The sequence below is a fragment of the Nocardioides sp. genome (assembly GCF_035481145.1).
GTDB lineage: Bacteria > Actinomycetota > Actinomycetes > Propionibacteriales > Nocardioidaceae > Nocardioides.
In genome coordinates, this window is record NZ_DATIHB010000098.1 from 1 (window position 1) to 21,164 (window position 21,164).

25 protein-coding genes are annotated in these 21,164 nt (G+C 69.3%); 10 read left to right on the top strand and 15 right to left on the bottom strand.

The features are described 5' to 3' along the window. The 4 genes from VLF38_RS08730 to VLF38_RS08745 all read left to right on the top strand — a co-directional run. On the top strand, positions 1 to 729 hold a 729-nt coding region (locus VLF38_RS08730), incomplete at its 5' end, for a sensor histidine kinase (protein ID WP_325270878.1). Next, positions 726 to 1,373: a response regulator transcription factor gene (locus tag VLF38_RS08735; RefSeq protein ID WP_325270879.1), complete on the top strand. Its 648-nt coding sequence runs from the start codon at positions 726 to 728 to the stop codon at positions 1,371 to 1,373. The genes VLF38_RS08730 and VLF38_RS08735, both read left to right, overlap by 4 nt. Positions 1,374 to 1,429: 56 nt before the next feature. Beyond that, positions 1,430 to 1,933, top strand: coding sequence for a DUF6226 family protein (locus VLF38_RS08740; RefSeq protein ID WP_325270880.1), 504 nt, complete (start codon positions 1,430 to 1,432; stop codon positions 1,931 to 1,933). Between the two features lie 67 nt (positions 1,934 to 2,000). Continuing rightward, positions 2,001 to 2,534: a GNAT family N-acetyltransferase gene (locus tag VLF38_RS08745; RefSeq protein WP_325270881.1), complete on the top strand. Its 534-nt coding sequence runs from the start codon at positions 2,001 to 2,003 to the stop codon at positions 2,532 to 2,534. Between the two features lie 371 nt (positions 2,535 to 2,905). Here the strand turns inward: VLF38_RS08745 and VLF38_RS08750 are convergent, their stop codons facing one another. From VLF38_RS08750 to VLF38_RS08760, 3 genes are all read right to left on the bottom strand, one after another. Further along, on the bottom strand, positions 2,906 to 3,271 hold the full coding sequence (locus VLF38_RS08750; protein ID WP_325270882.1) for a hypothetical protein: 366 nt from the start codon (positions 3,269 to 3,271) through the stop codon (positions 2,906 to 2,908). 73 nt (positions 3,272 to 3,344) lie between these two features. Beyond that, a complete protein-coding gene (locus tag VLF38_RS08755) occupies positions 3,345 to 3,896 on the bottom strand; it encodes a CbrC family protein (RefSeq protein ID WP_325270883.1) in 552 nt (183 codons plus the stop codon). A gap of 75 nt (positions 3,897 to 3,971) precedes the next feature. Next, positions 3,972 to 4,178, bottom strand: coding sequence for a hypothetical protein (locus VLF38_RS08760; RefSeq protein ID WP_325270884.1), 207 nt, complete (start codon positions 4,176 to 4,178; stop codon positions 3,972 to 3,974). Positions 4,179 to 4,310: 132 nt separating this feature from the next. Between VLF38_RS08760 and VLF38_RS17375 the strand changes: the two genes are divergently transcribed. Beyond that, the gene (locus tag VLF38_RS17375; protein ID WP_414689376.1) at positions 4,311 to 4,865 is read left to right on the top strand and encodes a transglutaminase-like domain-containing protein; all 555 of its coding nucleotides are present in this window, start codon (positions 4,311 to 4,313) and stop codon (positions 4,863 to 4,865) included. Positions 4,866 to 4,897: 32 nt separating this feature from the next. Here VLF38_RS17375 and VLF38_RS08765 read toward each other — a convergent pair whose 3' ends face one another. The 4 genes from VLF38_RS08765 to VLF38_RS08780 all read right to left on the bottom strand — a co-directional run bounded on the left by VLF38_RS08765 (position 4,898) and on the right by VLF38_RS08780 (position 7,572). Further along, complete coding sequence (locus tag VLF38_RS08765) at positions 4,898 to 5,362, bottom strand: hypothetical protein (protein WP_325270885.1); 465 nt, start codon at positions 5,360 to 5,362, stop codon at positions 4,898 to 4,900. Positions 5,363 to 5,458: 96 nt separating this feature from the next. Next, on the bottom strand, positions 5,459 to 5,995 hold the full coding sequence (locus VLF38_RS08770) for a hypothetical protein (protein WP_325270886.1): 537 nt from the start codon (positions 5,993 to 5,995) through the stop codon (positions 5,459 to 5,461). A gap of 168 nt (positions 5,996 to 6,163) precedes the next feature. Continuing rightward, positions 6,164 to 6,589 carry a GNAT family N-acetyltransferase gene (locus tag VLF38_RS08775; RefSeq protein ID WP_325270887.1) on the bottom strand — a complete coding sequence of 142 codons (426 nt, stop codon included), beginning with the start codon at positions 6,587 to 6,589 and terminating at the stop codon, positions 6,164 to 6,166. A 119-nt stretch (positions 6,590 to 6,708) separates the two neighbouring features. Continuing rightward, positions 6,709 to 7,572 (bottom strand): hypothetical protein, encoded by an 864-nt coding sequence (locus VLF38_RS08780; protein ID WP_325270888.1) that lies wholly within the window; start codon positions 7,570 to 7,572, stop codon positions 6,709 to 6,711. Between the two features lie 142 nt (positions 7,573 to 7,714). Between VLF38_RS08780 and VLF38_RS08785 the strand changes: the two genes are divergently transcribed. After that, a complete protein-coding gene (locus tag VLF38_RS08785) occupies positions 7,715 to 8,479 on the top strand; it encodes a hypothetical protein (protein WP_325270889.1) in 765 nt (254 codons plus the stop codon). A gap of 149 nt (positions 8,480 to 8,628) precedes the next feature. On the opposite strand, the gene VLF38_RS08790 is transcribed toward VLF38_RS08785, so the two are convergent. The 6 genes from VLF38_RS08790 to VLF38_RS08815 form a co-directional block, all read right to left on the bottom strand. After that, the gene (locus VLF38_RS08790) at positions 8,629 to 9,309 is read right to left on the bottom strand and encodes an SDR family NAD(P)-dependent oxidoreductase (RefSeq protein WP_325270890.1); all 681 of its coding nucleotides are present in this window, start codon (positions 9,307 to 9,309) and stop codon (positions 8,629 to 8,631) included. A 115-nt stretch (positions 9,310 to 9,424) separates the two neighbouring features. Further along, entirely contained in the window at positions 9,425 to 9,850 is a 426-nt protein-coding gene (locus VLF38_RS08795) for a hypothetical protein (protein WP_325270891.1), read from the bottom strand. A gap of 146 nt (positions 9,851 to 9,996) precedes the next feature. Next, positions 9,997 to 10,881, bottom strand: coding sequence for an SCO6745 family protein (locus tag VLF38_RS08800; protein WP_325270892.1), 885 nt, complete (start codon positions 10,879 to 10,881; stop codon positions 9,997 to 9,999). Then, the gene (locus VLF38_RS08805) at positions 10,878 to 11,888 is read right to left on the bottom strand and encodes an NAD-dependent epimerase/dehydratase family protein (protein ID WP_325270893.1); all 1,011 of its coding nucleotides are present in this window, start codon (positions 11,886 to 11,888) and stop codon (positions 10,878 to 10,880) included. Before VLF38_RS08805 ends, VLF38_RS08800 begins: the two co-directional genes overlap by 4 nt. 10 nt (positions 11,889 to 11,898) lie before the next feature. Further along, a complete protein-coding gene (locus VLF38_RS08810) occupies positions 11,899 to 13,095 on the bottom strand; it encodes a hypothetical protein (protein WP_325270894.1) in 1,197 nt (398 codons plus the stop codon). Then, positions 13,092 to 13,889 carry a tryptophan 2,3-dioxygenase gene (locus tag VLF38_RS08815; RefSeq protein WP_325270895.1) on the bottom strand — a complete coding sequence of 266 codons (798 nt, stop codon included), beginning with the start codon at positions 13,887 to 13,889 and terminating at the stop codon, positions 13,092 to 13,094. Before VLF38_RS08815 ends, VLF38_RS08810 begins: the two co-directional genes overlap by 4 nt. 45 nt (positions 13,890 to 13,934) lie before the next feature. Between VLF38_RS08815 and VLF38_RS08820 the strand changes: the two genes are divergently transcribed. Then, positions 13,935 to 14,276, top strand: coding sequence for a TraR/DksA family transcriptional regulator (locus VLF38_RS08820; protein WP_325270896.1), 342 nt, complete (start codon positions 13,935 to 13,937; stop codon positions 14,274 to 14,276). 35 nt (positions 14,277 to 14,311) lie between these two features. On the opposite strand, the gene VLF38_RS08825 is transcribed toward VLF38_RS08820, so the two are convergent. Both VLF38_RS08825 and VLF38_RS08830 read right to left on the bottom strand, forming a co-directional pair. Beyond that, a complete protein-coding gene (locus VLF38_RS08825) occupies positions 14,312 to 14,836 on the bottom strand; it encodes a GNAT family N-acetyltransferase (RefSeq protein ID WP_325270897.1) in 525 nt (174 codons plus the stop codon). Positions 14,837 to 14,877: 41 nt separating this feature from the next. Then, on the bottom strand, positions 14,878 to 17,592 hold the full coding sequence (locus tag VLF38_RS08830) for a GNAT family N-acetyltransferase (RefSeq protein WP_325270898.1): 2,715 nt from the start codon (positions 17,590 to 17,592) through the stop codon (positions 14,878 to 14,880). 61 nt (positions 17,593 to 17,653) lie between these two features. Here VLF38_RS08830 and VLF38_RS08835 point away from each other — a divergent pair, with 61 nt between their 5' ends. The 3 genes from VLF38_RS08835 to VLF38_RS08845 all read left to right on the top strand — a co-directional run. Then, positions 17,654 to 20,134, top strand: coding sequence for a DNA topoisomerase IV subunit A (locus VLF38_RS08835; protein WP_325270899.1), 2,481 nt, complete (start codon positions 17,654 to 17,656; stop codon positions 20,132 to 20,134). A gap of 4 nt (positions 20,135 to 20,138) precedes the next feature. Beyond that, the gene (locus VLF38_RS08840) at positions 20,139 to 20,834 is read left to right on the top strand and encodes an LppX_LprAFG lipoprotein (RefSeq protein ID WP_325270900.1); all 696 of its coding nucleotides are present in this window, start codon (positions 20,139 to 20,141) and stop codon (positions 20,832 to 20,834) included. Next, the coding region (locus tag VLF38_RS08845; protein ID WP_325270901.1) for an MFS transporter at positions 20,831 to 21,164 on the top strand (334 nt) is incomplete at its 3' end. The genes VLF38_RS08840 and VLF38_RS08845, both read left to right, overlap by 4 nt.

The following is a 21,164-nucleotide window of genomic DNA, read 5'->3' on the forward strand; positions in this document are numbered from 1 at the left end:
CCGCCGATCTCGTCGTTCATCGCTGCAGTCATCGCCTTCCTCGCCGCGAGCCTCCTTCGCTGGCACGAGCGCAACGCCCGGCTCACGGCAGACCTGCGCGTCGAGACCGACGAGCTACGCACCCAGGCGACCTGGCTCGAGCAGCGCACGGCGCTCGCGCGCGAGCTCCACGACGTCGTGGGCCACCACGTGACCGCGATGGTCGTGCAGGCCGAGGCCGGCCAGGTGTCCGACCCCGAGCCGGCCCTGCGCCGCATCGCGGAGACCGGCCGCGCGGCCCTTCGCGAGCTCGACGCCCTCGTCGTCCACCTCCGCGACCCCGACGCGGCCATCGCCATGACGGCACCTCCGCGCCTGGGCGACATCGACGAGCTCCTCGCCGAGCCTCTGCGACAGCACGGCGTCATGGTCAGCGTCGACATCGATGCCGACCACGGCCTCGACGAGGTGGGCTCGCTGGCGGTCTACCGCGTCGCTCAGGAAGCGCTCACCAACATCACGCGCCACGCGAAGGCGACGAGCGCGTGGGTCGAGGTACGCCGGCTCGCGGCCCACGTCCGGCTGAGGGTGAGCGACGACGGCATCGGCCCTCCGGCGTACGTCGAGCGCGGAGCTGGCCTCGTCGGCATCACCGAACGCGTGGCTGCGCTGCAGGGCACGTTCGAGATGAGCACCCGTCCGGGCGGCGGGACGATGGTGGACGTCGTCCTCCCGGTGTCCGAGGCATGATCCGCGCCGCCGTCGTCGACGACCAGGACCTGGTCCGCGAGGGATTCAGCCTGATCCTGTCGGCCCAGCCGGACCTCGAGGTCGCGCTGCAGGCCGCCGACGGACAGGCGTTTCTCTACGGAGTACGTGCCGACCCGCACCTCGACGTCGCCCTGGTCGACATCCGCATGCCGGTGCTCGACGGGCTCCAGGCGACCCGCTCGCTCGCCACCATGGCGAGTCCGCCGGCGGTCATCGTCGTGACGACCTTCGACGACGACGCCTACGTGCTCGACGCGATCGCCGCCGGGGCGCGCGGGTTCCTGCTCAAGCGGTGCAGCGGGCGCGAGCTCGTCGACGCCGTACGCCGGGTCGCAGCGGGCGACTCGATTCTGTCGCCGCAGGTGACGGGCGCCGTCCTGGCACGCGTGCGCCAGACGTCGGGCGCGCAGCCCGGGGCGACCATCGCCGGACTCGACCTCACCGACCGCGAGCACGACGTCCTCGGGCTGATCGGACTGGGCCTGAACAACACCGAGATCGCGGCGCGGCTGCACCTGACCGTGAGCACGGTCAAGACGCACGTGGGCAACGTGCTGGCGAAGACCGGCAGCCGGGACCGCGTGCAGGCGGCGATCCTCGCGATCCGGGCTGGCCTGGGCTGACCGCCTGCCCGGTAATCCGGGAGACGCATGCGGAGTCGATGTGGTCTGGTGTCGCTGTGGGCACCTTCAACTGGGACTGGGCGAACGGCGGGCCGCCGGACGCGGCGTACAGCCGGGTCACGCGCGACCTCGCCGCGGTCTGCGCTGACTTCGTCGCCTGGCTGGACCGGCTGCCCGGGGAACTCGGGGCGACGTACGACTGCTCGACCTCCGTCGACGGTGGGGTCACGACCATCACTCCGTCCGATCGTGCCGCCTCCCCTCTCCGGCTCGAACGGCGTGAGCACGACGGCGGCGGCACGATCGTGGTCGTGGGGTTCGGCCGACAGTGCAGCGAGTGGGTCACCGACTGTCTGTGCGACGCCTGCGACGGAGACTCCGCTGAGTTCATCGAGGCCGCCGAGGACCTCGTCGCCGTCGTCACCGGTGGTTTCGACGAGTTCCGCCGGGACCACGAGGAGGGCTACCTGGCGCAGGGCCGCGGGGGTGCCTCATCCTCCGGGCCGGGGGTCACCGGCGAGTTCTTCGAGGTCACCTGGACGCCGTGGCGACGTCGGTGACCGAACAGAGCGAGCATCCACCAGCGCGCGGCCGCGGTGCTATACGGCGAGCAGGCATCATGGCCGTGTGAACGACCAGATGACGGAGCTCGTCGAGCCTGCTCTCGAGCTGTATTCAGCGTGGGCAGAGTGCGTTGCCGACTATGACCGGTACGACGACATGAACGGCTCAGGCTGGTGGTGGATCGACGCCTTCGGTGCTGACCTCGACAGCTGCCGGGCGTTGATCGCCAAGGCTGACCAGTTGCGAACGAACCCGCCCGAGGGCCTGGTCGTGAGTGACTGCTACTGGATCGCGCACGGCGGCGAGGTCATCGGCTTCCTGATGCTGCGCCGATCGCTCGACAACGAATTCCTGCGAACCGAGGGCGGACACATCGGCTACAGCATTCGGCCGAGTCACCGCCGACGAGGACATGCCTCGCGGGCCCTCCGCCTGGCCCTGGACGCAGCGAACTCCCTCGGCATCGACCGCGTGCTCATTACCTGCGAGGAGGAGAACGTCGCCTCTGCACGCACCATCGAGAGCCAGGGTGGCGTCTTCGAGTCGACGTACGCCGGCAAGCGCCGCTACTGGGTGGAGACGGCCGTCGTCGACTGATCGACAGTCCGCGCTACGCAGCGTCGTACGGCTGGGGCGCTCGATGGCACGATCACGGTATGGACCCGTCCGGATTGTTGGCGCAGCGATTGCTTGGCGTCGTGACGATCCTCGGTGGCGTGTTCGTTCTCTCGCAGACCCGCTGGACTGCGCAGGGGTTCTGGTGGCACTGGTCGCTTGCAGGGGGCGTGCTGGGTGGCGGGCTGATCGCCCTCGGACTCCTCTGCTTGGCCAGAGCAGGCCGTCGCTAGTCGACGCGCCCGGCAGCACAGGCGCAGCGCCGTGAGCGACCGACTCGGCCGGTGCCAGCCCCTTTTGCCCGCGTGACCGGATCTCGGCAGAACCGGCGATCCGCGGCATGTCCGCACATGTCAGCGAAGGCGGGCATCCATCTCTTCACTCAGGGCGGCCAACGCCGCCCATCGGTCGTCTTCGCCGACCGCGAGGTTCGACGGCAAGGACTTCTCCGGCAAACGACGGACCCGCGCGCAGGGTCGGGGTCGGCCCTCGAGATGCTCGATGGCGGCCAGGAGAATCGCGGCCGTGTGGCCGCTCGGCCCGGACGGCCAAAGCCGAACCGCCTCACCGCTGAGGCTGAGTTCACCGGCTCGCATGCCGACGTCGGCGCATTCAGCGGGGCTCATCGCAGCGGCGCGTTCTGCGAGGTCCGGCTCTCCAAAGCGCCACAACTCACGCGCGTAGGACACCGCTGGCATCGTGATCACGAATCGGCCCACGGCTGACAGTCTGGAGCTGAGCACGGTGATCTGTCATCGGCAGGACCGGCCTATTCGCGGCAGGGCAGGCGGATCAGTTGGCGTCCGAATACGCGAGGTGTGCGCCGCAGTGGAGGCACCGAAACAGGTATCCGGTCAGGTCGCCGTCGCGTCGCATCATCTTGATCTGCCGGTCGGCTTCGTCTTCGCCCACGCCGATTTCCGCGAGGTCAGCCCGCAGCGACTCGATTGCGTCCGGCAGGTTGGCGACGTCCGCCCACCCGACAAGTCCCAGGAAGGCCGCCGCGTCAGAGCAGTGGTACATCCAGTGCTCTTCCTGCCAGCCGATGAATCCAGGCGTTCGCTGAGATACCTCCTCGAGCACTGAGGCGGGGACATCGTCCGGCACGCCCCACCCAATGTCGGTGAACTCTGCGGGTCCGTCTGGGTGAGCCAGTCGAGCCGCCGCCGTTCCGTCGGCGATGCATCGAAGACACAGCACCTCGACCTGTCCACCGCAGATCGAGCCTCCGGCGTACTTGTACCCGGCGGGCTGGCTGCAGACCTCACAGGTCTCGTCCGATGCGACGGCCGACCCGGTAGCCACCGGGTCCGGGTGGTATCTGAAGACAGGGAGCGCTGGCACGAACCGAGCATCGCAGCCCGCATGGCAGAAACTCGGCACAACCGAGCTACTCGCAGCGTGGCCGATCGACCCGAATCAGTCCTGGCGGGCCATCTGAATGCCGCGCGCAACCGCACCGGCGACGAGCAGGTAGACCCCGGGCGCGGTGAAGATGAGCGTGAAGATGATGAAGATCTCGGGATCCTCGTTCAGGTTCAGGAACAGCTGGCTGCCAACGGCGAGCAGGACCATTGCAATCAACAGGTAGGCGGCAGGCATCAGCCCCGGCGCGTCGTTCGTCATGGCGCGACCATAATCAGCAACTGCTCGAGAGTGTCGTAATCGCAGCATGACAGGTCGGATCGGTGCGGCAGGATTCATCGCGTAAACATCGAGGCAGCTGCGCCGTCGGAGTACCTCGGGTCAGACGCGATCGTGGAGACTGATCACCCGGAGATCCGCAGCCTCGCGGCGAGCCTCCGTGCGGGTGCCACGAACGATGCAGACTTCGCGCGCCGGGCGTTCGAGTGGGTGCGCGATGAGGTTCGGCACTCAGTGGATGCGCAGGACCCCCGCGTGACTCTCACGGCGACCGAGGTTCTCAACCATCGCGTTGGGCTCTGCTTTGCGAAGTCCCACCTGCTCGCGGCTGTTCTACGCGCCGGATCCGTACCAGCGGGGCTCTGCTACCGGCGCTTTGTCGAAGACGGTCAAGCGTTTCTGCACGGCCTGGTCGCGCTCTACCTTGACGGTGCGTGGCATCGGGTTGATCCGCGCGGCAACAAGCCGGGAATCGATGCGCAGTCTCCCTCGGCACCGAGCGTCTCGCGTGGACGGTCGACCCTGCTCAGGGCGAGCAGGATCTGCCAAGGCTCCACGTGCAGCCAGCAAAGACGGTCGTGGATGCCCTCAGGACAGCAGACGACGCTCTTGACCTTTGCGCGAACGGACTTCCGTCCTCGACCTGAAAACGACGTCCCAGCGGCATGACAGACCGAATCAGGCTGCCTACTCGCCGCTCGTCACCCGCCAGGCTGGAAGTCGGTGAGGGCGAGAGTTGCACAGGCCGTCGGAAGGCTGCGCTTCAGGGCGGGAAACTCATCTCGCATCGCGCTTCCGCCGTCGACCTCGTCACCGATGCGGATGCGCTGAGCCCCGGCACGGATCTCCAGGTCTGCACCCTCGCCATGGACTCGTGTGCCGGATGGACACACGACCATCACGATATCGGTGGCGCTGTTGGACGACTGTCGCAGGCCGACACAACCCTGGGGAGTCAGCACCACCGTGCCCCCGAACCCGACGCCAGCACTGATCCGCTGGGTCCACGGAATGTCCCAGTACGGCCGGCCCTCTACCGCAGCGACGGCCTCGCCGGCACGGACCACGCGATCGTCGATCGGCCGCGTCTGCCAGGCGATCACCGAGGCCGGCCCCAGTACAGCCCCGAGGCACAGACCAAACAGAACCTTCGCAGCCGCTCGCATGAACGAACTATCCAGCCGCGGCACGTCTGACGTAGGCGTAATGATGGAACTGACCGACCGCTCTACCCGCGGCAGATCCGGGCAGTTTGAGCGTGCTCAGCCTTGAGCCCCGCCAGCCTCGAGACCGCCCCAAACGTGCACACTCCGACCGTCGAAGGACTCGCTGCCAAGCGTGGCTCGGATCGTGAAGGCCACGCGGGGTTCGGGATCGCACGTCGCTTCAATGATGTTCAGGTGACCGGTCGAAACCTCCGCGTGGCCGGAAACACTGTTCGGTCCTTCCGGGTCGCCGCCAAAGACGGTGACATCCGGCGGTCCGTCGTCGAAGTTTCGCTGCTTCAGCGAGAACTCCCGACGGCCCTGAGTACCCGGAATTACCTCCACATAGAGGAACGGCTTCCGAAGTTTGCCTTTCCGAAAGGCACTCCGATAGTCCGCAGGCGCTGTCAGGCGGACGACCTCTGTGTCGCCTGCACCTGCATCAGATATGGAGCACTCGGCGACGGCATCGTGGAACTCGTAGGTGGAACCCCCGTCCCGCGTGAGGATCAGACCTTCCTTGCCAACCGTGGCCACCTTCTCCTTCGGCTCGTTGGGAGCCTGCTGCTCCGTGCAGCTCGTGACGGCAAGCATCAGGACGAGGGTGAGTACAAGGCGCGGCATTGCGCCAGTATGTGCGGGCCCGGCCTGGCTCGGCTGAGGTTTTTGCCGACTTCGTTCGGTGGCGTGCGCCTCCGGTGCGCGGGTCTCCGCATCGCCAAGCACGACCGCGCCCAACCAGCGGCATGTCCGCTCGGATCGCTACCTCAGATCCTTAAGCATGTGGACATCGTCGCGGCCCTCGCTAGGAACTCCCTGCCAGCGGAAGATCTCGACGTAGCCCGCCTTCTTGTAGAACTCAGGCGCCTGGAAGGTGAAAGAGGTCGTGAAGATGCGCATACATCCGCGGCGTCGTGCTTCGACCTCGAAGGCATCAAGGACCGATCGGCCCAGCCCGCTGGAACGCCTAGCCTCATCGACCCACATCATGCCGATTCCCGCGGCTTCGCCCCATGTCCAGCCGGAGGCACCAGCCACCAACACTCCGTTGTCCTCGACGCTGACCGTCAACTCCTCGGCCGCTAGTGTCCCGCTCGTTGCGTTGGTGTTGTGCTTGTCCAACTCATCGCTGAGTCGCTGCTCCAAGGAAGGGTCGCCGCTTCCGATACGCGTCGTCAGCCTGTCCACACCCGAATCCTTGCACACTGCAGCCGTCCGGTCAGGCGACCTAAATTCGGCAGAACCGAACTACTCGCGGCATGTCCGCGCGTTGTGCAGCCGCGCAACGCCCCGATGTTGCGGCACGGCTAGAACGTCACCGGCTCCCAAGTCGCCGCCTCGCGCCAGCCTTGGATGTCGAAGGTCCAACCCACGATGAGAGCGTGCGCAGCCCGCATGTCCGGGGCGGTTGTCCGGAAATGGCGGTCTGCTCCGCCTGCGCGGTATTCAACGAGGTACGTGCCGTCGTCGTTTCGGCTCGACTGCGCGTAGGTATGGCCACTCGGATCACGGAGGTCGTCAACGATCAGATACCCGCTTCGGCCCGATTCGAGGTCATCGAACAACATGAACAGGCCATCATCCGAGGGGTCGTTCATCACCTCGCCCGACTCAAGCTCGGCCCTGTGCGTTGCCGCAATCGTCCCCGTGGTCGTGCGCGTGGATGCGTTGAAGGGTTGCTGCTTTCGCTTGAAGAGTCGTGAAAACCAGCCGGATTCTTGCGATCGCTTCTCCGCCTGAAGATGCTGGGCCAGGGCCGCATAGGCAGATGCCGACACCGTGGCGGCGGGGACTGCCTGAGCATCCGGCAGCAGTTGCTCGATCTGGGGGTCGAAGCAGACAAGGCCCAGCGAGTCTGCGATCTCAGCGAGCACGTCGCGGGCGTATTCCGCACCGGAGAACGTCATCGGCAAGTAAATGAGGTCACCGACTGCCTCGCCCTCCAGCGGCGACGACGCCCAGGGGCACTCGGGGCCGGAGTTGTCGTCCAGCTCTGGGAAGCGGGCTAGGGCTGCTTCGACGAAGGCCTTGATGCGCTCAGTCGGAGCAGCAGGCTCGTCCGAGCCGTCAAGGGCCTCCTCCATCGCGTCCATGCGGCGCTCATACTCTGCGGAGGCGTCGGCGTTACTTGCGGGCTTGGGGCCGTCCCAGACAGCCAAGTCGTACGACATGTGCCGCATCGTGGCACCCCCTCCGCCGCCGCGCTAGCGGCTTGCTGGAAACAACGCGGCATGTCTGACCGGATTGGGTTGGCGGACGAACCGCCTCATGCAAAAGACCGCGCAGCCCTCCACTAGCCGCCACTATCAGTCCATGAAGAAGGTCATCCTCGCGATCGCGGTGCTTGCACTAGTGGCCCTCGCGCTGGCGAGTTGCCCGACCTCCCAAGGCAGCCTCAAGAAGGACGCCCAAGGCATGCCCGGCGTCGTGTCGGCCGAAGCCTTCGAGGCGGAGGGTGACGATGCGATTCCCTTCCAGAACATCCCGAAGGAAGTCCGCGTCGTGATTTCGCGCCACGCCACGGCGGCCGAGATCCTGAACGTCGTAGCGAAATACGACGACGAGGGCGACAACCTCAACGGTGTAGAGGTTGTATTCCAAGGCGACCGGCACCGCGTCGCTTTCTACGGTGACCACGCCTCTACCGCCATGATCGAGGACTTTGCATCCGCGTACCACGACCCCGCCGTCACGTCGTATCAGATGACTGGCTCGCGGACGGGGTTTTGGGTCGATGAACGCCGCGAATCGACGTCTCTGCCCGAGCTCGTAGCGACTGCTGAACGCAAGTTCAAGATTGCTGGCGCCGATGCGGTCTATGTCAGCGCCGGACGACGACTCGGGGTGAGTCTGGACCCCGGCAACGGTGACGTGAGCGTCGCGCGCGCCCGGATCGCATTCGCGCTGGACTTGTTGAAGCGGGTGCCGTTGACCGGCGCGGTCATCGACGGGCGCGACAGTCTGGTCCTGTTCGTCGCACCGACTGATCTCGTGCGCACCGAGCGGTGGGTGCGCTCGCATGCGAGCACCCAAGTTGGTGACGTCAAGGTCAATCCGAAGGGTCCGTCACCTTGGTGATGTTTTCCACCTGAGGACCGGCGGGTCGCAGAACAACAGAATCCACCGACGGGACGCGCCCTACTTCCCGCAGAACCGAACGACTCGCGGCATGAGCGGTCACGCGATGCCGAACTCGACGCGGCATGTCCGCTTGATCTTGGAGCGTGCTACCAGGCGAGCTGTTCGCCGGAAACGCGCCGGAAGTCAGGTGACGTCCACCTGTCGGAGTTCAGGAGTTCGACCAGCTGTGCCGCCGCCCCCCGAGGTTCAGTCTGGGCATCGCGCTGGCCCAACGCAGTCGCCAGCTCACCTGGATGCACGGCAAGGACCCGAACATGCGGGCTCAGTTCCTCGCTGAGGCAGATCGTCGCCATGTTCTGAGCTGCTTTGCTGATCCGATAGGCATACGAGGTCCCAAGTTCGCTGTAGAGCCCCGAGCTCTGGTCGTTGAGTGAGGCCAGCCGAGAGGAAACGTTCACGACGACGGGTGCGGTCGCCGCACGCAGGTTGCCCTCAAGGGCCTGTGTCGTCCGAACGACTCCACCGAGATTGACTTGCATGACCGCGTCCAGGGCGTCGAGGTCGACTTCGCTCAGACGTTGTTGGTCGGAGCCAGCCCCTGCGTTGTTGACGAGGAGGTCTACTGGCGCATCGCCAACGGCCGATCGAAGTACTGAAACGTCAGGGTCCGTGACGTCCCAGTTGACCCACTGGACACCGGCACGGGCGGCCTGCTCCGAGCGGACCACGCCGATCACCGCCCAACCATCGTCGGCCAGGCGGTCAACCAAGGCGCGGCCAAAGCCGCGGGATGCTCCGGTGACGACCGCGCAACGCTTCGCTCCCACGCCGCCATTCAACCGCCCTGAACAGGGTGCACGAGAGCGCCACGCGGAGACGCGCGGATCGCGGCAGATTCGCTCGGGCCGCAGCGCACGCTATGCGGCATGCGCGGTTAGTTGGTCAATAGGGCCCGTACTGCACGACACGCCCACGCTTCTTCCAACCTGGTGTTGGCAGCCACGACACGTATCCGGTCTCCACTGCGGAAGATCCGTCAGCGAGCGTGACCTCGACTCGTGACCGCCCGCGACCGAAGGTCTCGCGCACCCTCCCGGCCATCACGCTACGCACGACGTCCTCGAGAAACGCGATGGCACCTTCGTTCAGTTCGAGTTCCCAGCGACCGCCATGCGTGCCGACCTCAAGGATCAATTCGTCGCCAAGGTCGGTCCACGACATCGAGCGCGCCGCAGGCGAGCGCGGATCGACATGGACCGTGCTGATGGTCGTTCCCTCGTAGGTCTCAACCTCGACATCAGCGAGCGTCCGAGCCTCGTCCTCAAGGTCTCGAAGCCTGGCCCTCAGCTGCTCGTCAGATGTCGGCACAGGCCGATCCTGCCAAGTCGAATCTGCCGGTGCCACATGCGACGTCACATCGGCAGATCCGTGCACTTCGCAGCGTCGTACGGCTCAGGTGCTCGAGGCGCTGAAGACACGTAGGCATGCCCGACAGGCCCAGCCCCGGAGCACCCTCAGGAAGGCTCCGCAACCACCGCATCGAGGTCGATCCCGATCGGTGACTTCACGGGAATCTCGCCACCCGCGACGACCGCACGCGCGAGCGGCCGCAGCAGCTCCATCAGCTCGTCCAGCTCGGCGTCGGAGAGCGTCGCGTAGGCAACGGCCGCGAGCCGGTCGGTCTGCTCCTCGATGACCGCCTTCACGTCACGCCCCAGCTCGGTCGCCTCACCGTCAGCGACCAGCCCGCGCAGAGCCAGGTCCTCACAGAGCGCCTCCCACTCCCCCTCGCCGAGCTCGCGCGCCGCGGCGTACACCTCGGCGGGGGTACCGCTCGTCAGGGCGTGGAGGACGTGCGCCTCGCGGCCGGTGATGCCGGCTGCGGTGAGCACGGCGACGTGGCCGTCGCCGCGGTGCTCGCGCAGGAGGGTGGCTGCGTGCCAGAGCAATGCGAGCGGGGACGACGGCACCGGGACCGAGCGGTTGGCGGCGAAGAGGGCGCGGCCCTCGATCGGTGTGTGGGAGGCGGCGCGCATCGCCAGCTCCGCGGCCCGGACCACCCCCTCTCCCTCAGCCAGGCCCGCCCCGACCAGCCGCCGCAGTGCCGCAACCGACCCGTCGAGACGCGCACCGAGAGCCGCGGCCGGCGGAGCAAACGACCAGGCGTCGGGCAGCGCACGCGCCACGTGGGAGAGCGTGAAGTTGTAGAAGAGCGCGTGGACCAGCTCGGGCGACGCCGCACCGAGGGGTGCCCCGCGACCCGCGAAGTAGCCCATCCAGAAGCCGCGGTACCCCGCCTCCTTCAACGCAGCCAGCGGCTCGGGCGAGAAGTAGGTGACCGCGTGGAGCGGCTCGAGCAGGGTCCAGAGCGCACGGGCGGCCGCGGGGCGGTCGGTCATGCCGCTCCCTCCCCCGCCGCCGCGAGAAGGGCCCGCTCGTCGTCGTCGCTCAACCCCGCACCGCGTACGCCGGAGACCGGCCGCGACTCCTCCCACGCCAGCGTGTCCGCGAGCGTCTCCTCAAGTGGCCGCGGACGCAGGCCGGCCGCCAGGATCCTGTCACCACGGTGCCCGGCGAAGCCCTGCCAGTCGGGGTCGGCCAGCCAGAGCGGCAGCGAGCGCGGCCCTGACCACTCGGCGACGCCCCGGTCGCTGAGCCAGGCGTCCTCCACGCGTACGACGGGGCCACCATGCCCCGCCACCGAGCGCGCGGCGTCGAGGTGGTCCTGCAGCGTGCCTCCGTTGGCGACGGCGTCGTAGATGCCGGTCGCACATGCACCCGAGACCGCGGAGACGAGCCAACGAGCCAGGTCCCGCACGTCGATCAGTGACGCCGCCACGCGCGAAGCGGGCGCCAGGACAGCGCCGGAGGGATCAGAGGGATGGGCGAAGCGCCACGGCCAGTAGCCGGAACGTCCGCTCACATCACCCGGTCCGCCGATCAGGCCGGCGCGCGCGATGACCGCGCGCTCCCCCAGCCCGGCGAGGACGGCCTCCTCGCAGGCGACCTTGCCGGCGCCGTACTCCTCGGGGGTCGCCCCGACGACGTCGGCCGTTGCCGGCGCAAGAAGCGCGGCGGTCTCGTCGGCACCGACCTCGGCGTGCGAGGCGTAGACGTTGCCGGTCGAGACGAACGCCCAGCGGCCGGCATGGTCGGCGAGCCGCGAGACCGCTCCCCTGACCTGCCCCGGCTGGCGCGCGACGTCGACGACGCCGTCCCAGTCGGTGCCGGCCACCTCGTCGTACGCGTCATCGCGATCGCGATCGGCACGGACGACGCGGACGCCGTCGGCGTAGCCGCCCGAGCTCCCCCGCGCCAGGCAGGTCACGTCGTGCCCGGCCGCCACGGCCGCCGTGGCGACCTCCCGTCCGACCCAGGCGGTGCCGCCGAGAACCAGGATCCGCATGGTCCCGACCCTAGCCACGCACCTGCAACACGACCTCACCGAGGACGCCGACGGCGTCGGTGAGCTGCGCATCGCTGAGGTACGGCGCGGGGCCGAGCCGCAGGTGCGTCCCGCGGCTGTCGGTGAGGACGTCGCGCTCCGCCAGCAGCCCCTGGATCTGCGCCGCGTGGGGCGTCTCGAGCGAGAGGAAGCCCCCGAACCCCTCCGCAGGTGTGCTCCGGTCGCGGGTGATCACGTGGTCCGGCGCGTCAAGCGCGTCGAAGGCCGCGACGAGCAGCTCGCGCTGGCGGCGGTACGACGAGGCGAGCACGTCGACCGTGAGCCCCTGCTCCTCGAAGAACCGCAGGACGCGGGCCGCGCGGTAGTGCGAGGTCGGGTCGTAGGTCGACCCGGCGAAGCGGGCCGCACCCGGTCCGTAGACCACGCCGTCGGCAGCACCGGCACCCGACAGCGCCCCGAACTCGGCGTACCAGCCGGTGACGACGGGCCGCAGCGACGACGCATGCGGGGGCAGGCGCAGGAAGCAGTTGCCCTCGCCGAGCTGGAGGTATTTGTAGCCCCCGCCGACGACCCACGCGTCGGCGAGGCCCGCGTCGTCGAGCGACAGCGGCAGCACGCCGAGCTGGTGGTAGGCGTCGACCAGCAGCTCCGCACCAACCCGGGCACAGGCCGCTGCCAGCTCGCCGAGGCCCGGCACGACCCGAGAGGTCTCGAAGAGCACCGAGGAGGTCAGCACCGCAGCGGTCCTCTCGTCGACGGCCGCACCCAGCCGCTCGGCGAGCGTCGACACAGGTGAGGAAGGCACGACGACCACCTCGACGCCGGTCTCCCCCAGCCGGGCCAGCTGGCGCCGCGCGGAGTGGAACTCACCGTCCGTCGTCACCAGCCGGGGCCGCCGCTGCAGGTCCAGGGCGGAAAGGAACCGGACCACGAGCTCGTGGGTGCTCGACCCGAGGGCTATCTCCGCGCCTGGATCGCCGAGCAGGCACCGGAAGCCGTCACGCACGGCGTCGGCTCGGTCGAAGGCCCGCGACCACTTCTCGTCGACGAGCGCCGCCGCATCGGCGTACGCCTCCTGCATGCCGAGCAGCGCGACGTCGGGCCAGGCCTGGTGCGAGTGGCCGGTGAGCAGCAGCCGCTCGCTCACCCGGAAGCGTGCGTAGTGCGGGGCCAGCCGGGCAGCCAGCTCCCCGAGCGCTCCGCTCACAGCGAGCTCCGGATCGCCCAGAGATCGGGGAACATCGGCCGGTCGAGCGTCGTGCGGAGGTACGCCGCGCCTGCGGATCCGCCCGTGCCCGGCTTCATGCCGATCGTGCGCTCCACCATCTTCACGTGCCGATAGCGCCACTCCATCACCCCCTCGTCGAGGTCGACCAAGCGCTCGGCGACGCGGACCGCGTCACCGTCGTCGGCGTACGCCGCGAGCAGCACCGTCTGGATGTCCTCACGTGGCTCGACCGGCGCGGTCACATCGGCGCGCGGGGCGGCGGCGTACCCCTGTCGGGTGAGGTAGGTGACGAACGAGTCGTAGAGCGAGGGGCGTGCCATGGCTGCGGCGATCCGGTCACGCTGGGGACCCGCCGGGTAGTGCTCGAAGACCTGCGGGTCGCGGCGGCCCAGGACCGCCTCGAGCTCGCGGAACTGCGCGGACTGGAAGCCGCTCGACTGGGCGAGCCGTCCGCGGAAGCTGGCGAACTGCCGCGGCGTCATCGTCTCGAGCACGTCGACCTGGGCCACGATCGTCTTGAAGATCGTCAGCACCCGGCGGAGCGCGCCCTCCGCCTGGGGTGTGTGGCCGCCCTCGAGCATGCACTGCAGGTGCGCGAGCTCGTGGAGGAGCTGCTTGAACCACAGCTCGTAGGTCTGGTGGATGACGATGAAGAGCAGCTCGTCGTGCTCGTCGGAGCGTGGATGCTGCGCGGCGAGCAGGTCGTCGAGGGCGAGGTAGGAGCTGTAGGTGACCGCGGGGTGGGCGGCACCGGTGTCGGTGTGGGATGTCACCCGGCCATCATGCTCGTCCCTTGCACCCGGCGGGAGGATCGCCCCATGGACGCGCGTGAACGGCTCGAGCAGCAGCGCGACGAGACACGCCGCCGGCTCGCCGGGCTGACCGGTTCGTACGACGCGGTCGTCGCCGCGTCGTACGACAGCAACGCCGACGACGAGCACGACCCGGAGGGCGCGACGATCGCGTTCGAGCGCTCGCAGGTCGGTGCCTTGATCCGGCAGGCGCGCGAGGGGCTGCTCGAGGTGGAGGCCGCGCTGGCGCGGGTTGATGCGGGCACGTACGGCGTCTGCGAACGCTGTGGTGAGCCGATCGGCACGGAGCGCCTCGAGGCGCGTCCCGTCGCGCGGCTCTGCATCGGCTGCGCCAGTCACCGGCGATGAATTCTTCACCCGAGTGAAGAGTTGGCCGACGCGTGTCAGGCTGGCTCGTCCACCGGCGGGCCGTCGCCGCCAAGTGCGCGCTGCATCCAGAGGACGTCGTGCCAAGCGCCGTGCTTCCAGCCGATCCGCTCGTAGGTGCCCACGGGGCGGAAGCCCACGGCCGTGTGCAGCCCGACACTGGCCGGGTTCGGCAACGCGATGCCGGCGCACGCCATGCGATAGCCCCGCCGCTCCAGGTCGGCGAGGAGCGCGGCGTACAGCGCTCGGCCGACTCCCCTGCCCGCGTTGCCCGGCCCGACGTACACGCTGACGTCGCACGCAAAGCGGTACGCCGCGCGGTCGCGGTGCCTGCTCGCATAGGCGTAGCCGATCACCCGGCCCTGCCCGTCGACCGCCACGAACCACCGGATCGACGCCCCGATGCGGCCCGCCATGTCGGCTCCAGTGGGTGCCTCGGTCTCGAAGCTGACCGCGGTGTCCTCCACGTACGGCCGGTAGATCCCGGCGCACGCCGCCGCGTCCGCGGACGTGGCGGGCCGGAGCCGGACGTCGTGGTTCATGCCGCCATCCTGCCGGTGCGGTTGATCAGGTCGGTCGGCGCTCAGTGCAGCGTGTCCCCCGGCAGCGGGTTCAGCCGTCGCGTGAACCAGTCGACGCGTGCGTCGGTGACCGGCTGGACGCGGATCGACGACGCGAGGACCGAGGCCCCTTCACGGCCCGCCAGCACGAGGGGCAGGACGATCGAGTGCACCTGCGGGAGGTCGTTCTTGAGGCGGGCGACACGGAGCAGGAGATCCTCGACGGCGTCGACGTCGGCGATGTCGGAGCCGCGGTAGCCGAAGAGCATCGGCGATCCCTTGATCTCGCGCGTCATCGCGCGCGCATCGTTGACCGAGAGCGGAGGGATCCGCCACGAACGGTCGCCGAGCAGCTCGGAGACGGGGCCCGCGATGCCGAAGGAGATGACCGGGCCGAAGAGCGCGTCCTCCTCGGCAGAGATCGAGACGGGCACGCCCTGGGGCGCGGTCGGCTGGACGACGAACGCCGCCTCGTCGGGCTGCTCGACCCGCCCCCGGAGCATCGCCCACGCGTGCTGCATCTCGGTCGCATCGCGGATCTGGCGCCACGAGTGCACGAGGTCGGGACGCTGGCGGAACCGGTCGGCGGTCGCCTTGAGGACGACGTCCCACCCGAGGTCGGAGCCGGCAGCGATGGCGTCCTCGACGGTGTCGACGGCGACGGAGGGCCAGAGCGTGATGCCGTACGCCGCGAGCAGGTCGCGCGACTCGGCGTAGTCGAGGTTGCGCCCTCGCGAGCCCGGCTCGACGACCTGGTCCACGAGCGAACGGGCGACCTCCGGCGCGACCTGGAGCTCGGCCACCTCGTGCTGCGGCAGCCGCCGCCACACGGCGTAGTCCACAGCGTGGGCGAGGGCGCGCACAGCCGACTCGACGGCGGGGTACGACGGCACGGAACCTCGGCCCGCCGCCCCACCGTCGACGTCGGCGACGCGGAGCTGCGACGGCACGCCCTTCTCGCCGAGGAAGGTGGAGACGATCGGCTTGCTGGACTTGCGCGCGACCGTGGCGAGCGCAGTGGCGGGGCCGGCAGCCGAGGCGTTGAGGGGCGGGATCCAGACCGCGACGACTGCGTCGACGTCGTCGGACTCGGTCGCCTGCAGCAGGGCCGCCTCGAAGTCGGCCGCCGAGGCGCTGGCGCCGAGGTCGGTCTGCTGCGAGATGACCAGACCGGAGGAGGCGGCGGCGTCGCGGGCGAGGAGCCCGATCGCATCGGAGTTGCCGACGATCGCGACGCGTCGCCCGGCCGGCATCGGCTGGTGCGCGAGCACCTGCGCGACGTCGAACATCTCCTCCAGGGTGTCGACCTGGATCACGCCGGCCTGCCGGAACATCGCGTCGACCGCACCCGGGGGCGTCGTCGACGTACGGACCTGGTGGCCCATCGGCACACCCTGCGTGGTGCGGCCCGCGCGGACCGCGACGATCGGCTTGGTGCGGGAGACCCGGCGGGCGATGCGGGAGAACTTCCGCGGGTTGCCCATCGACTCCATGTAGAGCAGGACCACCTCGGTCGACTCGTCCTCCTCCCAGTACTGCAGGAGGTCGTTGCCCGAGACGTCGGCGCGGTTGCCCGCGGAGACGAAGGTCGAGAGGCCGAGACCACGCGCGTTGACCTTGTCGAGGATCGCCGATCCCAGCGCACCTGACTGGCAGAAGAAGCCTGCGCGACCACGGGCGGGCATGGTGCGCGAGAGCGATGCGTTGATCGAGACCATCGGGTCGGTGTTGATGACGCCGAGGCAGTTGGGACCGATGATCCGCAGCCCGTAGGAGCGGGCCAGCCCGACGAGCTTCCGTTGCCGCTGGCGCCCCTCGTCGCCGGTCTCGGCGAAGCCGGAGGAGATGACGACGAGTCCCTTGACGCCCTTGGCCGCGCAGTCGAGCACGACGTCCTGGACCGCCTCGGCCGGCACCGCGACGATCGCCAGGTCCACCTCGTCGGGGATCTCCACCACCGACGCGTACGCCGGCAGCCCGCGCATCGACTCCGCCGCCGGGTTGACGACGTAGACGCGACCGCGGAAGTCGCCGGCGACCAGGTTGCGCACCAGCGCCTCACCGATCGAGTCCTTGCGACGCGAGGCGCCGATCACCGCAACCGACCGCGCGGCCAGGAACTGCGCGATCGCGGCTGCCTCCGCCCGGTGCTCGCGGTCCTGCATCACGCCGAGGGCAGTGGTGGTCGGGTCGATGTCGAAGCCGAGCGTCATCACGCCGTCCTCGACACCGCCCATGACCTGGTAGCCGGCCGCCTCGAAGGTCGCGATCATCCGCTTGTTGTCGGGCAGCACGTCGGCGGTGAACCGGCGTACGCCGCGCTCGCGGCCGGCCTGGGCGAGGTGCTCGAGCAGGATCTGGGCGATGCCACGGCCCTGGTGGCGGTCCTCGACGAGGAAGGCGACCTCGGCCTCCCCCGGCTCTACGACGTCGAAGCGGCCGACGGCGATGATCAGCCCCGCGAGCTCCAGCACGAACGCGATGCGCTTGGTGTGGTCGACGCGGGTGAAGAGGGCGAGCTCGCGGGCCGACAGCTTCGGCCGCGGCGCGAAGAAGCGGTAGTACTTCGAGCGGTCGGAGACCCGGGCGTAGAACTCCTCGAGCGCGCGGGCGTCCTCGGGCTGGATCGGCCGGATGTGCGCCGTGCCGCCGTCGAGCAGCAGGACGTCGGCCTCCCAGTGCTGGGGAGGCTGTGCCTGGATGGCGCCGGTGGGTGTCGGCACGCCGGGATCGCTCACGTGATGAATCTAGCGGCGCGGCGTGACAAGTTCGTCACGCCCTGCCCGCGAGAATGCGCACATGGCACGCCGCAGCACCCCCGCACCGCCCCCTGAGGACTTCGAGGAGCACATCCTCGACATCGACGTCCGCGACGAGATGCGCTCGTCGTTCCTCGAGTATGCGTACTCCGTCATCTACTCGCGCGCACTCCCCGATGCGCGCGACGGCCTCAAGCCGGTCCAGCGACGGATCCTCTACACGATGAACGACATGGGCCTGCGACCCGACCGCGGCCACGTCAAGAGCGCCCGCGTCGTCGGCGAGGTCATGGGTCGCCTGCACCCCCACGGCGACTCGGCGATCTACGACGCGATGGTCCGGATGGCCCAGCCCTGGTCGATGCGCGTGCCCTTCATCGACGGCCACGGCAACTTCGGCTCCCCCGACAACGGCCCCGCCGCCATGCGTTACACCGAGGCGCGCATGTCTCCGGCCGCGCTGGCGATGACCGCCTCCATCGACGAGGACACCGTCGACTTCAAGCCCAACTACGACAGCCGCGAGATGGAGCCGACCGTGCTCCCCTCCGCGCTGCCCAACCTCGTCGTCAACGGCACCACCGGCATCGCGGTCGGCATGGCGACCAACATGGCGCCCCACAACCTGGTCGAGACGGTCCAGGCGCTGCGCCACCTGATCACCCACCCGAAGGCGTCGGTCGACGACCTGATGCGCTTCATCCCCGGCCCGGACCTGCCGACCGGCGGCAAGATCATCGGTCTCGACGGTATCCGCGACGCCTACCTCTCCGGCCGCGGCTCGTTCCGCATGCGCGCCACCGCGCGCATCGAGACGCAGGGCCGCAAGAAGGTCATCGTCGTCACCGAGATGCCCTACAACGTCGGCATCGAGAAGGTGGTCGAGCGGATGAAGTCGCTCGTCCAGGCGAAGAAGCTCCAGGGCATCTCCGACGTCAAGGACCTCTCCGACATGGCCAACCCGACGCGCCTGGTCATCGAGGTCAAGAACGGCTTCCACCCCGAGGCGATCCTCGAGCAGCTCTACAAGCAGACCCCGCTCGAGGAGTCCTTCTCGATCAACGCCGTCTGCCTGGTCGAGGGCCAGCCGCGCACGCTCGGGCTCAAGGAGCTCCTCGAGGTCTTCCTCGGTCACCGCTTCGAGGTCGTACGCCGCCGCTCGGCGTTCCGCCGCAAGAAGGCCGCCGACCGCCTCCACCTCGTCGAGGGACTGCTCATCGCGATCCTCGACATCGACGAGGTGATCCAGGTGATCCGCTCGTCGGACAACGCCGCGGCCGCCAAGGAACGCCTCATCGACATCTTCGAGCTCTCGGAGCTGCAGGCGGAGTACATCCTCGACATGGCCCTGCGCCGCCTGACGAAGTTCTCCCGGCTCGAGCTGGAGAAGGAACAGGAGGACCTCAAGCGGACCATCGAGGAGCTCGACGCGATCCTCAACGACGAGAAGCTGCTGCGGAAGGTCGTCTCCGACGAGCTCGGCGAGGTCGCCAAGACCTACGGCACCCCGCGGCGCACGGTCCTGCTCGAGTCGGCCGGCGTCGCGGTGACCTCTGCGGTGCCACTCGAGGTCGCCGACGATCCCTGCTTCGTCTACCTCTCCTCCTCCGGCCTCCTGGCGCGTACGACGACGGCCGATGCGCCCGGCGCCGGCGGGCCGCGGGGCAAGCACGACGTGATCACCTCCGCCGTCCGGGCGACCGCGCGCGGAGAGGTCGGCGTGCTGACCTCGCGGGGGCGGGTGCTCAAGCTGGCCGTGCTCGACCTGCCGACCCTCCCCTCCACCGCCAACGACCCGCACCTGACGGGCGGCGCGCCGGTCTCGGAGTTCGTCGAGCTCGACTCCGGGGAGAAGGTCCTCGGGCTCACCTCGTTCGCCGAGAACAGCCTCGGCCTTGCGGTCGGCACCCGCCAGGGCATCGTCAAGCGGGTCAACCCGGAGTACCTCGCCAACAAGGACGAGTGGGACTACATCTCGCTCAAGGACGACGACGAGGTCGTCGGCGCGCTGGAGATGACCGACCGTGCCGAGACGCTCTGCTTCATCACCACCGATGCGCAGCTGCTCCACTTCGCGGCCGACGGCGTGCGTCCGCAGGGCCGTTCGGGCGGTGGCATCGCCGGTGTCCGGCTCGCCGACGGCGCGAGCGTCGCGTGGTTCGGCGCGGTCTCCGACGACGCGGTCGTCGTGACGGCCTCGGGCTCCTCCACCGCCCTCCCGGGCACCGAGGCCGGCTCGGTCAAGGTCACCCCGTTCACGGAGTACCCACCCAAGGGGCGCGGCACGGGCGGCGTCCGCTGCCACCGCATGCTCAAGGGCGAGGACACGCTCGTCTTCGCGTGGGCCGGCGAGCCTCCCGCCCGCGCGGCAGCGGCGAGCGGCGCTGCCGTCGACCTGCCGGAGACCGACCCGCGGCGCGACGGGTCCGGCGTACCCGTGGCGCAGCCGATCGCGGCCTGTGCGGCATCGGTGGCGCTGCAGCTCGGCACCTCCGCTGCAACACCCCCTGTGGGAGGCTGACGGCATGCGCCTGGTCACGGCCGCCCTGACGGCCTCCCTCCTCCTGCTTCCCGCCTGCTCCAGCGACGAGGGGAAGCCGAAGGGCGAGAGCCCCGAGCAGGTGATGGCCACCGCTGCGGAGAAGCTCGACGCGACCTCCGGCGTGGACCTGACCCTCACCAGCGCCGGTCTCCCCGACCAGGGTGCGGGCTTCGTGCTGGTCGGCGGTGAGGGCACCGCGGTGCACCCCGACTCCTTCGAGGGGACCCTCAACGTGAAGGCGATGGGCATCCTCGCCGACGCCCAGGTGATCGCCCAGGGCGGCCAGGTCTGGATCAAGCAGGCGCTGCTCGGCCCTGGCTTCCGCAAGGTCGACCCGCAGGAGTACGGCGTGCCCGATCCCGGCCGGCTCCTCGCCGCCGACGGAGGCGTCTCCGACCTGCTCGCTGAGACGTCCGACCTCGAGGAGGGCGAGAGCGTCCGGGGCGGTGAGGACAACAAGGAGGTCCTGACCGAGTACACCGGCGTGCTGACCGCGGAGCAGATCAAGGCCGTCCTCGGCATGGGCACCGGCGACTTCAAGGTCCGCTACGAGGTCGACTCCGCAGGCCTGCTCCGCACCGTCGAGGTCACCGGTGCCTTCTACGCCGGCGAGGCCCCGACGACGTACACCGTGCGGCTGGTCGAGTACGACGTCACCAAGGAGATCTCGGCTCCGTGACCGGCCCCCGCCGGCCGTCGGCGCTCCTGTCGCTCGCGGCCGTCGCGGTCGCCTTCGCCGCCGCCGACACCTACGTCGTCGTCCTCGCGCTGCCGGAGATGATGGCCTCCTTCGGGATCGCGATCACGGAGCTGCAGCGCGCAGCGCCGATCGTCTCCGGCTTCCTCCTCGGGTACGTCGCGATGCTCCCGCTCATCGGCCGCCTCGCCGACCTGCGCGGCCGGCTCCCGGTGCTCACCCTCTGCCTGGGGATCTTCGCGGTCGGGTCCTTCGTCACGGCGTTCTCGCTCGACTTCGGCTCGCTGGTCGCGGGCCGCTTCCTGCAGGGCG